Raw genomic sequence first — 11,702 nt, forward strand, 5'->3', positions numbered from 1 at the left:
CCACCGCAACCCGCGCTTCCGGACCGCTGATCGGGCCCAACCGATTCAGCTCTGCGGCGACGGTGTCGGCTGCGCGCTCGGTCAGCGCGACCGGCACCGGGAACATCCGGGTCAGCAGCAGCCAGGCCGCCGACAGCAGCACTGCGGCCAGCGGCACCCCGATCGCCATCCACTCTGCGAAGCCGATGTCGACCTGGTGTTCGCGCCGGAGATAGGCAGCCAGCATCGCATTGGCGGGGGTGCCGATCAGCGTTCCGAGGCCGCCGACGCTGGCGCCATACGCCACCGACAGCATCAGGCTGAGGCCGAGGTGACGCCGCGCCTGTGGGGCGTTTCCTGTGTCGCGATCGAGCAGCGCCAGCACCGAGGTCGCCACCGGCAGCATGATGATCGCGGTCGCCGAATTGCTGATCCACATCGACAGCAGCGCGGTCGACAGCAGGAAACCGGCGCACAGGCGTGCCGGCGACACCCCGGCGAGTGCGACGACGCCCAATCCGATGCGCTTGTGCAGCGACCAGCGCTGCATCGCGACGCCAAGGACGAAGCCGCCGAGAAACAGGAAGATGATCGGGTCGGCATAGGGCGCCGCCGCCTCGCGGATCGGCACGACGCCGAGAAGCGGGAACGCCACCAGCGGCAGCAGCGCGGTCACCGGCAGCGGCACCGCTTCGCTGATCCACCAGGTCGCCATCAGCGCGGCGACGCCGGCGACCCGCCACGCCTCGAGCTTCATGCCGGCGGGCGGCGGAATCACCAGTGTCAGTGCGAGCAGCGCGAAGCCGAACAGAATGGCGCCGAGCCGCCGCCAGTCGATCGCGTCCCACCGCATCCGCCGTTCCCCGCCTGCCTGTGCTGGTGTCCTAGACGCAGCCGCGCGCCGCCATGACGGCGATCAAGCGATTTCGCTCGGTCGTCCGCCGGGTCCGCGGACGGATCAGCGCGCCGCGCGGATTCGCCGTCGCAATGCGCCGATCCGGCGCAGCATCTTCGCACCCCAGCCGTCGCCGTCCTCCTTCAGCAGCTCGGCGAGCCTGGCTCGAATGCGGGCCATGATCGGCGCGACGATCGCGTGCGCCTTGGCGCGCAGCGCGATCACCCAGCGATAGGTCGCGGCGAACCAGCGGAGCTGCAGCAGCTTGGGCTTGGTGACGTCGAAGATGAAGGCCGCGACGCCGAGGCCGAACACCTGGGCGGCCGCAAAGATGCAAAGTCCGGCGATCCAGTGGCCCTGCGCGAGCAGCGCCAGCGCGAACAGCTTCAGCGGATACAGCGGCGCGACCGGCACCAGAAACACCGGCAGCGTCATCGCCGGCGACAGATGCTCGACCCAGCGCGCCAGCCGCTCTTTGAGCTCGCGCAGCGGAATCAGCGCGACGATGCGCGCGACCAGCGGCTCGACGTGGTCCCAGAACCACGCCTCGATCAGGAACAGAACCGCCAGCAGCACCCACAGGGGCTGCAACAGCCGACGCTTCATCACGCCACCATCCGTCACGCCGACCTCACGCCGGCCTTCCGTCACATATGGATGGCGCGCTTGCCGACCGTAAGGGCGGCTTCCTTGATGGCTTCCGAGCGGGTCGGGTGGGCGTGGCAGGTGCGGGCCAGATCCTCGGCCGAACCGCCGAACTCCATCAGCACTGCCGCTTCGTGGATCATCTCGCCGGCCTCACGGCCGATGATGTGGACGCCGAGCACGCGGTCGGTCTTGGCGTCGGCCAGGATCTTCACGAAGCCGTCGGTGGTCTGGTTGACCTTGGAGCGGCCGTTGGCGGTGAACGGGAATTTGCCGACCGTGTAGGCGACGCCGGCCTGCTTGAGATCTTCCTCGGTCTTGCCGACGCAGGACACTTCCGGCGTCGTGTAGACCACGCCTGGGATCACGTCGTAGTTGACGTGGCCCGCCTTGCCGGCGATCAGCTCGGCGACCGCAACGCCTTCGTCCTCGGCCTTGTGAGCCAGCATCGGGCCGCGCACCACGTCGCCGATCGCGTAGACGCCCTTGAGGCTGGTGGCGAAGTGATCGTCGATCACCACCCGGCCACGCTCGTCGAGCGCGATGCCGGCCTCTTTCAGTCCCAGCCCCTCGGTGTAGGGGACGCGGCCGATCGCGACCAGCACGACGTCGGCCTCCAGCGTCTCCGGATTGCCGCCGGCCGCCGCTGCGACCTTGACGGCGAGCTTGGCGCCCGAGCTGTCGACGCCGGTGACCTTGGCGCCGAGCTTGAACGCGAAGCCCTGCTTTTCGAGGATGCGCTGGAACTGCTTGACCACCTCGGCGTCCATGCCCGGCAGGATGCGGTCGAGGAATTCGACCACGGTGACCTCGGCGCCGAGACGGCGCCACACCGAGCCGAGCTCGAGACCGATCACCCCGGCGCCGACCACGATCAGCTTGCCCGGGACCTTGTCGAGCGACAGCGCACCGGTCGACGACACCACGCGCTTCTCGTCGATCTCGATGCCCTTGAGCTGCGCCACCGCCGAACCCGAGGCGATCACGATCGATTTGGTGTCGACGATTTGCGCCTTGCCGTCGGCGCCGGTGACCTCGACCTTGCCGGCGCCGAGGATCTTGCCCTTGCCGGCCAGCACGTCGATCTTGTTCTTCTTCATCAGGTATTCGACGCCTTTGACGTTGCCGTCGATGCCCTGCTGCTTGAAGTTCATCATCGCCGGCAGATCGAGCTTCGGCGCCGGGACGCCGATGCCCATCTTGGCGAACGAGTGCCCGGCTTCCTCGAACAGTTCGGAGGCGTGCAGCAGCGCCTTGGACGGCATGCAGCCGACGTTCAGGCAGGTGCCACCGAGCGTGGCGTTCTTCTCGACCACCGCGACCTTGAGTCCGAGCTGAGCCGCGCGGATCGCGCAGACGTAGCCGCCGGGGCCGGTGCCGATGACGACGAGATCGTAGGTGGCCATAGATCAATCCTGTGAGTTGGCGCCGGCGCGACTACCGTCCCCCCGACACGTCGAGGATGGCGCTGGTGACATAGGAGGCCTCGTCGGACAGCAGCCAGACGACGGCGTTGGCGATTTCTTCGGCGCGGCCGACGCGCTTCATCGGCACGTTGACGCTCAGCCGATGGGCGCGTTCCGGATCTCCGCCGGACGCATGGATCTCGGTGTCGATCAGCCCCGGCCGAATCGCCGCGACCCGAATGCCTTCGCCGGCGAGCTCGTGTCCGAGCCCGACCGTGAAGGAATCGACCGCGCCCTTGGAGGCCGCATAGTCGACATAGGTGTTCGGCGAGCCGAGTTTGGCCGCGACCGACGACAGATTGACGATGACGCCGCCCTGGCCGCCGTGCCGGGTCGACATCCGCTTCACCGCCTCGCGGGCGCACAGGATGCTGCCGGTGACGTTGACCGCCATGATGCGCTGGATGCGTTCGGCCGACATCTCGTCCACGCGCGCGGTCGGGCCGACGATGCCGGCATTGTTCACCAGCGCGCCGAGCGGGCCGAAGGCGTCCGCGGCAGCGAACAGCGCCAGAATGTCGGCCTCGAGCCCGACGTCGCATTTCACCGCAATCGCCTTGCCGCCGACGGCTTCGATCTCCGCCACCACCTCGCTCGCCGCGGCCGCGTTGCTGGCGTAGCCGATCACGACCTTGAAGCCGCGCCTGGCGCAGGCGAGCGCGGTGGCACGGCCGATGCCGCGGCTGCCTCCGGTGATGATGACGACGCGGTCGCTCATGGGGCTCTCAGCTCAGCAGCCTGACCAGCATCGCGACCAGCGCCAACAGGGCGACCAGCCAGACGATGCTGCGCGCAAACGGGATGTGGACGATGTACAGCGGCACGTACAATACCCGCGCCACCAGCCAGACGATCGCCGCGGTGGCCGCGTAGCCGCCGGTCTTGCCGGTGACGGCCAGCGCCAGGGCGATCGCCACATAGGCCGGAAAGGTCTCGAGAAGATTGCGGTAGGCCCGGCCGGCGCGACCGGCGAAGCGTCCTTTCGGTGCCCGCGGCTCGTCGCGCGGACCGGCCTGATAGTCGCCGCCGAGCTCCATCGTGGTCGGAATCGAGGCCAGCAGCATCTGCACGATCAGCAGCGCCACACCCCAGCCAAGCACCGTGATTTCGACCGGCATCGCGGCATCGCCTCCCGTGAACTAGGCGGCGGCGCGCCGGTGCCGCGCCGCCGGATTGCTTGGTATCAGAGATCCAGCACCAGCCGGGCCGGATCTTCCAGGCTTTCCTTGACACGGACCAGGAAGGTCACCGCTTCCTTGCCGTCGATCACGCGGTGGTCGTAGCTCAGCGCCAGATACATCATCGGCCGCACCTCGATCTTGCCGCCGACCACCACCGGGCGTTCCTGGATCTTGTGCATGCCGAGGATGCCGGACTGCGGCGCGTTCAGGATCGGGGTCGACATCAGCGAGCCGTAGATGCCGCCGTTGGTGATGGTGAAGGTGCCGCCCTGCATCTCTTCGATCTTGAGCTGACCGTCACGGGCGCGCCGGCCGAAGTCGGAGATCGAAGTTTCGATTTCGGCGATCGACTTGGTGTCGCAGTCGCGCACCACCGGCACAACCAGACCCTTGTCGGTGCCGACCGCGACGCCGACGTGATAGTAGTTCTTGTAGATCAGGTCGGTGCCGTCGATCTCGGCGTTGACGGCCGGGATGTCCTTCAGGGCCTGGACGCAGGCCTTGGTGAAGAATCCCATGAAGCCGAGCTTGGCGCCGTGCTTCTTTTCGAACACGTCCTTGTACTGCGCGCGCAGCGCCATGACGTTGGTCATGTCGACCTCGTTGAAGGTCGTCAGCATCGCGGCGGTGTTCTGCACTTCCTTCAGGCGGCGCGCGATGGTCTGGCGCAGCCGGGTCATCTTGACCCGCTCTTCGCGCGCGGCGTCGTCGGCCGGCGACGGCGCCCGGACCTGTACGGCGGCCGCGGGCTGATTGACCGGGGTCGGCGCAGACGCCGCCTTCTCGATCGCCGCCAGCATGTCGCCCTTGGTGACGCGGCCGTCCTTGCCCGAGCCCGGCACGGTCGATGCGTCGACGCCGCTTTCGGTCGACAGCCGGCGCACCGACGGCGCCAGCGGCGCATCTGACGGCGGGGTCTTGGCGGCGGGCGCAGCGGGCGCCGGAGCCTGCGCGGCGGGCGCCGGCGCGGCCTTGGCGGGAGCGGCGGCAGCCGGCTTGGCCGGGGCGGCGCCATCGGTGATCTGGCCGAGCAGCGCGCCGACAGCGACGGTCTCGCCGTCCTTGGCGACGATCTCGCCCAGCGTGCCGGCCGATGGAGCCGGCACCTCGATGGTCACCTTGTCGGTCTCGAGCTCGACGAGCGGTTCGTCGACCGCCACCGCCTCGCCCGGCTGCTTGAACCAGCGGCCGATGGTCGCCTCGGTCACCGATTCGCCGAGCGTCGGAACGCGAATTTCAGTCATCGTTTTCGTCCTCTTCGGCGTCGCGGCTGTCGCGCCGGCGCCCGCCCGTGATCCAAACTCAGGAAAAACGAAGGCCGCCGCCATGCGGCGGCCGATGCGTCAACGCAACGCGTCGTCGAGGAAGGCCTTGAGCTGCGCCAGGTGCTTCGACATCAAGCCGGTCGCGGTCGCCGCCGAGGCGGCGCGGCCGACGTAACGCGGCCGGCGATGCTTGGCTTCGATCTGGTTCTGCACCCACTCCAGATACGGCTCGATGAAGTGCCAGCCGCCCATGTTGCGCGGCTCTTCCTGGCACCACACCAGCTCCGCATCCTTGAAGCGCGACAGCTCGTGCACCAGCGTCTTCAGCGGCACCGGATAGAGCTGTTCGATGCGCAGCAGGTAGACGTCGTCGATGCCGCGCTTCTCGCGCTCCTCGTAGAGGTCGTAATAGACCTTGCCGGAGCACACCACGACGCGCCGGATCTTGGCATCCGGCACCAGCTTGATCTTCTCCTCCGGCAACGTCTGCGCGTCGTCGAGCAGCACGCGGTGGAAGCTGGTATCGGGGCCGAGCTCGTCGAGCCGCGAAACTGCCCGCTTGTGGCGCAGCAGCGACTTCGGCGTCATCAGGATCAAGGGCTTGCGGATTTCGCGCTTGAGCTGACGGCGCAGCGCGTGGAAGTAGTTGGCCGGGGTGGTCGGATACACCACCTGCATATTGTCTTCGGCGCACATCTGCAGATAGCGCTCGAGCCGGGCCGAGGAGTGCTCCGGCCCCTGCCCCTCGTAACCGTGCGGCAGCAGGCAGACCAGGCCGGACATCCGCAGCCACTTGCGTTCGCCGGACGAGATGAACTGGTCGAACAGCACCTGGGCGCCGTTGGCGAAGTCGCCGAACTGGGCCTCCCACAGCGTCAGCGCGTTCGGCTCGGCCAGCGAATAACCGTATTCGAATCCGAGCACCGCTTCTTCGGACAGCAGCGAGTTGATCACCTCGTAGTGGCCTTGATCCGGCGAGAGGTGATTGAACGGGGTGTAGCGGGTCTCGTCTTCCTGATCGATCAGCACCGAATGGCGCTGCGAGAAGGTGCCGCGCTCGGAGTCCTGACCCGACAGCCGGATGCGATGGCCTTCCAGCAGCATGGTGCAGAACGCCAGCGCCTCGCCGGTCGCCCAGTCGATCCCGTTGCCGCTGTCGATCGCCTTGGCGCGGTTTTCGAGGAAGCGCTGCACCGTGCGGTGCAGCCTGAAGCCTTCCGGAACCTTGGTGATCCTGCGGCCGATCTCCTTGAGGGACGGCAGGTCGACGCCGGTGATGCCGCGGCGCGGCTCCTCTTCCTGGTCGGCCGACTTGAAGCCGGCCCACTTGCCGTCGAGCCAGTCGGCCTTGTTCGGCCGATAGCTCGACGCCGCCTCGAACTCGGCATCGAGCCGGGCGCGCCAGTCGGCCCGCGCTTTCTCGACTTCGCCCTCGGTGATGACGCCGTCGGCGATCAGGCGTTTGGAGTAGATCTCCAGCGTGGTCGGATGGCCGGCGATCTTGCGATACATCAGCGGCTGGGTGAACGACGGCTCATCGCCTTCGTTGTGGCCGTGCCGCCGGTAGCAGAACATGTCGATCACGACCGGCTTGTGGAACTTCTGCCGGTACTCGACCGCGATCTTGGCGGCGAACACCACCGCTTCCGGATCGTCGCCGTTGACGTGGAAGATCGGCGCGTCGATCATCTTCGCCACGTCCGACGGATACGGCGACGAGCGCGAATAACGCGGATATGTGGTGAAGCCGATCTGGTTGTTGACGATGAAGTGGATCGATCCGCCGGTGCGGTAGCCCTTCAGATCCGACAGCGCGAAACACTCGGCGACGACGCCCTGGCCGGCGAACGCGGCGTCGCCATGCATCAGCAGCGGCAGCACCGAAACCCGCTCCTCGGGCAGATCGCCGTGCTGGTCCTGCTTGGCGCGCACCTTGCCGAGCACCACCGGATCGACGATCTCGAGATGCGACGGGTTGGCGGTCAGCGACAGGTGGACCTTGTTGTGGTCGAATTCGCGGTCCGACGAGGCGCCGAGGTGATACTTGACGTCGCCCGAGCCCTCGACTTCGTCGGGGTTGGCCGAGCCGCCCTTGAACTCGTGGAACAGCGCCCGGTGCGCCTTGGCCATCACCTGGGTCAAGACGTTCAGACGGCCGCGATGCGGCATGCCGAGCACGATCTCGCGGACGCCGAGATTGCCGCCACGCTTGATGATCTGCTCCAGCGCCGGAATCAGCGCTTCGCCGCCGTCGAGACCGAACCGCTTGGTGCCGGTGAACTTCAGGTCGCAGAACTTCTCAAATCCCTCGGTTTCGATCAGCTTCATCAGGATTGCGCGACGGCCCTCGCGGGTGAAGCTGATCTCCTTGTCCGGACCTTCGATCCGCTCCTGGATCCACGCCTTCTGCGCACCATTGGAGATGTGCAGAAATTCGATGCCCATGGTCTGGCAGTAGGTGCGCTCGCAGATTGCGACGATCTCGCGGAGCGAGCCGTATTCGAGGCCGAGAACGTGATCGAGGAAGATTTTGCGGTCGAGATCGGCCTCGGTGAAGCCGTAGGACCGGATGTCGAGTTCCTCGTGGTCCTTCGCCGGCGACAGGCCGAGCGGGTCGAGCTTGGCGTGGAAATGGCCGCGCATGCGGTAGGCGCGGATCAGCATCAGGGCGCGGACCGAGTCGCGGGTGGCCTGATGGACATCCGCCGAGGACAGCGCGACGCCGCGGCTCTGCGCCTTCGCCTGCAGCTTCTGGCCGACCGCCTTCTCGACCTGGTTCCAGTTGCCGTCGAGCGCCGAGGTCAGCTCGTCCTGCGGGGTCAGCGGCCAGTTCGCCTGCTCCCAGGATGGCCCCTCGGCGTTCTTCTGGATGTCGCCGGGAGTGTCTTTCAGGCTCTGGAAGAATGCCTGCCAGTCGGCATCGACCGAGGACGGATCAGCTTCGTACCGAGAGTACAGATCGTCGATATAGGTGGCGTTGGCGCCCTGTAGAAAGGAAGACAGGGCGAAAGCGGCATTCGCGTCCTGGCGAGACATGATTGCTTCCTGATTATGAGATCGCGACTTAGTCGCGATAAGCTGATCCGGTTACCGGATCAGCAACATAGTGCACCTTTTATCCTATTCTAGGGAAATGTAAGCTCGGAACGACACAAGGTCTGAATTACGACTTCAACTTTTCGGCAAGCGTCTTGCCGAGCCGCGCCGGGGACGGCGACACGGTGATGCCGGCCGCTTCCATGGCGGCGGTCTTCGAGGCTGCATCGCCCTTGCCGCCCGAAATGATCGCGCCGGCGTGGCCCATGCGGCGGCCGGGAGGAGCGGTGACGCCGGCGATGAATCCCACCGTCGGTTTCTTGCGGCCGCGCTTGGCCTCGTCGATCAGGAACTGGGCGGCGTCTTCTTCGGCCGAGCCACCGATTTCGCCGATCATGATGATCGATTCGGTCTTGTCGTCGGCCAGGAACATCTCCAGCACGTCGATGAACTCGGTGCCCTTGACCGGGTCGCCGCCGATGCCGACCGCGGTGGTCTGGCCGAGGCCTTCGGCCGAGGTCTGGAACACCGCCTCATAGGTCAGGGTGCCGGAGCGCGACACGATGCCGACCGAGCCCGGCTTGAAGATGTTGGCCGGCATGATGCCGATCTTGCACTCGCCGGCGGTCATCACGCCCGGGCAGTTCGGCCCGATCAGCCGGGACTTCGAGCCGTTCAGCGAGCGCTTCACCCGCACCATGTCGAGCACCGGGATGCCCTCGGTGATGCAGACGATCAGCGGGATCTCGGCGTCGATCGCTTCGCAGATCGCGTCCGCAGCGCCCGGCGGCGGCACATAGATCACCGAGGCGTCGGCACCGGTCTTCTCGCGCGCCTCACGGACGGTGTCGAACACCGGCAGGCCGAGATGGGTCGAGCCGCCTTTGCCCGGCGAGGTGCCGCCGACCATCTTGGTGCCGTAGGCGATCGCCGCCTCGGAATGGAAGGTGCCGTTCTTGCCGGTGAAGCCCTGGCAGATAACGCGGGTGTTGCTGTCGATCAGAATGGACATGGTCGGTGATGCTTTCGCGGTCGAACGGAATGGTCGGAGGCAGCGGAGAGGCCGAGAGGCGGCCTCAGGCTCCCTTCACGGCGGCGACGATCTTCTGCGCGGCGTCGTCGAGATTGTCGGCGGGCAGCACGTTGAGGCCGGAATGCTTGATGATCTTCTTGCCGGCTTCGACATTGGTGCCTTCGAGGCGAACCACCAGCGGCACGTCGAGACCGACTTCCTTGACCGCCGCGACCACGCCCTCGGCGATCACGTCGCACTTCATGATGCCGCCGAAGATGTTGATCAGGATGCCCTTCACGTTCGGATCGGCGGTGATGATCTTGAACGCCGCCGTCACCTTCTCCTTGCTGGCGCCGCCGCCGACGTCGAGAAAGTTGGCCGGGGCCATGCCGTACAGCTTGATGATGTCCATCGTCGCCATGGCGAGGCCGGCGCCGTTGACCATGCAGCCGATGGTGCCGTCGAGGGTGACGTAATTGAGGTCGTATTTCGACGCCTCGATCTCCTTGGCGTCTTCCTCGGTCTCGTCGCGCAGCGCCTGGATGTCGATGTGGCGGTACAGCGCGTTGCCGTCGAACGAGATCTTGGCGTCGAGACACTTCAGATCGCCCTGCTTGGTCAGCACCAGCGGGTTGATCTCGAGCATGTCCATGTCTTTGGCGACGAACGCGGCGTACAGCTTGGCCACCATCGCCTCGGCCTGCTTGGCCTGATCGCCCTTCAGGTTGAGCGCCTTGGCGACGGTGCGGCCGTGATGACCCATGATGCCGGTCGCCGGATCGACGGTGAACGACACGATCTTTTCAGGCGTCTCGTGGGCGACGTCCTCGATCGACATGCCGCCCTCGGTCGAGACCACGAACGAAATCCGCGAGGTGGCGCGATCGACCAGCAGCGACAGGTAGAACTCCTTGTCGATGTCGGAGCCTTCCTCGATGTAGAGGCGGTTGACCTGCTTGCCGTCGGCTCCGGTCTGCACCGTCACCAGCGTGGCGCCGAGCATCTGCTTGGCGTAGTCCTTGACCTCGTCGATCGACTTGGCGAGGCGGACGCCGCCCTTGTCGCCCGCGGAGGCTTCCTTGAACTTGCCCTTGCCGCGGCCGCCGGCGTGGATCTGGCTTTTCACCACCCAGACCGGACCGCCGAGCTGCTTGGCGGCAGCTTCCGCCTCGGACGCCTTGAAGATCGGGAAGCCGTGCCCCACCGGGACGCCGAACTCGCGCAGCACCGCCTTGGCCTGGTATTCGTGAATATTCATGGAATTGCCCCTCGCCAGATCGCTTCCGGCCGGTTGAACCGCGACGCTGCGCCGACCCTCGCCGGGCCGGCGCAGCCAGTTGGGTTAGACGTTCCTCAGCGCCCGAGCAGATCGGGCGCAATCTTCTTGCAGGCGTCGACCAGGCCCTGAACGGCAGCGACCGACTTGTCGAACGCTTCCTTGTCCTTGCCGGCCAGTTCGATCTCGACGATGCGCTCGACGCCCTTGTCGCCGATCACCACCGGCACGCCGACATACATGTCCTTGACGCCGTATTCGCCGTTGAGGTGAGCCGCGACCGGCACCACCCGCTTCTTGTCCTTCAGATAGCTCTCGGCCATCGCGATCGCCGACGCCGCCGGGGCGTAGAACGCCGAGCCGGTCTTCAGCAGGTTGACGATCTCGGCGCCGCCGTTGCGGGTGCGGTCGACGATCTCGTCGAGGCGGGCCTGCGAGGTCCAGCCCATCTTGATCAGGTCGGGGAGCGGAATGCCGGCGACGGTCGAGTACTTCACCAGCGGCACCATGGTGTCGCCGTGGCCACCGAGCACGAAGGCGGTGACGTCTTCGACCGAGACGTTGAATTCGTCGGCCAGGAAGTAACGGAACCGCGCCGAGTCGAGCACGCCGGCCATGCCGACGACCTTCTTGGCCGGCAGGCCGGAGGCCTTCTGCAGCGCCCACACCATCGCGTCGAGCGGGTTGGTGATGCAGATCACGAACGCGTCGGGCGCGTACTTCTTGATGCCGGCGCCGACCTGCTCCATCACCTTCAGATTGATGCTGAGCAGATCGTCACGGCTCATGCCCGGCTTGCGCGGCACGCCGGCGGTGACGATCACCACGCGGGCGCCCTCGATCGCCTCATAGGAATTGGCGCCGGTCAGCTTGGAGTCGAAACCGTCGACCGGGGAGGACTCCGCGATATCCAGCGCCTTGCCCTGCGGCACGCCCTCGGCGAT

The 11,702-nt window shown here is 66.6% G+C and carries 10 protein-coding genes; all 10 read right to left on the reverse strand.

What is annotated here, in order from left to right; translation table 11 throughout:
• The coding region (locus DU475_RS20725; protein WP_205524484.1) for an SLC13 family permease at positions 1 to 832 on the reverse strand (832 nt) is incomplete at its 3' end.
• A gap of 105 nt (positions 833 to 937) precedes the next feature.
• Positions 938 to 1,480 (reverse strand): hypothetical protein, encoded by a 543-nt coding sequence (locus DU475_RS20730; protein WP_164633190.1) that lies wholly within the window; start codon positions 1,478 to 1,480, stop codon positions 938 to 940.
• A gap of 41 nt (positions 1,481 to 1,521) precedes the next feature.
• A complete protein-coding gene (lpdA, locus tag DU475_RS20735) occupies positions 1,522 to 2,925 on the reverse strand; it encodes a dihydrolipoyl dehydrogenase (RefSeq protein WP_164633191.1) in 1,404 nt (467 codons plus the stop codon).
• 31 nt (positions 2,926 to 2,956) lie between these two features.
• Positions 2,957 to 3,703 (reverse strand): SDR family oxidoreductase, encoded by a 747-nt coding sequence (locus DU475_RS20740; RefSeq protein WP_047307245.1) that lies wholly within the window; start codon positions 3,701 to 3,703, stop codon positions 2,957 to 2,959.
• 7 nt (positions 3,704 to 3,710) lie between these two features.
• A complete protein-coding gene (locus tag DU475_RS20745) occupies positions 3,711 to 4,103 on the reverse strand; it encodes an MAPEG family protein (RefSeq protein ID WP_164633192.1) in 393 nt (130 codons plus the stop codon).
• A gap of 65 nt (positions 4,104 to 4,168) precedes the next feature.
• Complete coding sequence (odhB, locus tag DU475_RS20750; protein WP_013500288.1) at positions 4,169 to 5,410, reverse strand: 2-oxoglutarate dehydrogenase complex dihydrolipoyllysine-residue succinyltransferase; 1,242 nt, start codon at positions 5,408 to 5,410, stop codon at positions 4,169 to 4,171.
• 99 nt (positions 5,411 to 5,509) lie between these two features.
• Entirely contained in the window at positions 5,510 to 8,467 is a 2,958-nt protein-coding gene (locus tag DU475_RS20755; protein WP_013500287.1) for a 2-oxoglutarate dehydrogenase E1 component, read from the reverse strand.
• Positions 8,468 to 8,594: 127 nt separating this feature from the next.
• On the reverse strand, positions 8,595 to 9,479 hold the full coding sequence (gene sucD / locus DU475_RS20760) for a succinate--CoA ligase subunit alpha (RefSeq protein ID WP_013500286.1): 885 nt from the start codon (positions 9,477 to 9,479) through the stop codon (positions 8,595 to 8,597).
• Between the two features lie 64 nt (positions 9,480 to 9,543).
• Positions 9,544 to 10,740 (reverse strand): ADP-forming succinate--CoA ligase subunit beta, encoded by a 1,197-nt coding sequence (gene sucC, locus DU475_RS20765; RefSeq protein WP_047307247.1) that lies wholly within the window; start codon positions 10,738 to 10,740, stop codon positions 9,544 to 9,546.
• Between the two features lie 95 nt (positions 10,741 to 10,835).
• Positions 10,836 to 11,702, reverse strand: an 867-nt coding sequence (gene mdh, locus DU475_RS20770; protein WP_164633193.1) for a malate dehydrogenase, incomplete at its 5' end; no start/stop codon positions are given.

The sequence above is a fragment of the Rhodopseudomonas sp. WA056 genome (genome assembly GCF_010906995.1).
Classification (GTDB): Bacteria; Pseudomonadota; Alphaproteobacteria; order Rhizobiales; family Xanthobacteraceae; genus Rhodopseudomonas; species Rhodopseudomonas palustris_G.

What these genes read in the sequence shown, in the direction of transcription:
- DU475_RS20730 (WP_164633190.1), bottom strand. Translation starts at nt 1,480, where the DNA reads ATGAAGCGTCGGCTGTTGCAGCCCCTGTGGGTGCTGCTGGCGGTTCTG.
- lpdA (WP_164633191.1), bottom strand. Translation starts at nt 2,925, where the DNA reads ATGGCCACCTACGATCTCGTCGTCATCGGCACCGGCCCCGGCGGCTAC.
- DU475_RS20740 (WP_047307245.1), bottom strand. Translation starts at nt 3,703, where the DNA reads ATGAGCGACCGCGTCGTCATCATCACCGGAGGCAGCCGCGGCATCGGC.
- DU475_RS20745 (WP_164633192.1), bottom strand. Translation starts at nt 4,103, where the DNA reads ATGCCGGTCGAAATCACGGTGCTTGGCTGGGGTGTGGCGCTGCTGATC.
- odhB (WP_013500288.1), bottom strand. Translation starts at nt 5,410, where the DNA reads ATGACTGAAATTCGCGTTCCGACGCTCGGCGAATCGGTGACCGAGGCG.
- DU475_RS20755 (WP_013500287.1), bottom strand. Translation starts at nt 8,467, where the DNA reads ATGTCTCGCCAGGACGCGAATGCCGCTTTCGCCCTGTCTTCCTTTCTA.
- sucD (WP_013500286.1), bottom strand. Translation starts at nt 9,479, where the DNA reads ATGTCCATTCTGATCGACAGCAACACCCGCGTTATCTGCCAGGGCTTC.
- sucC (WP_047307247.1), bottom strand. Translation starts at nt 10,740, where the DNA reads ATGAATATTCACGAATACCAGGCCAAGGCGGTGCTGCGCGAGTTCGGC.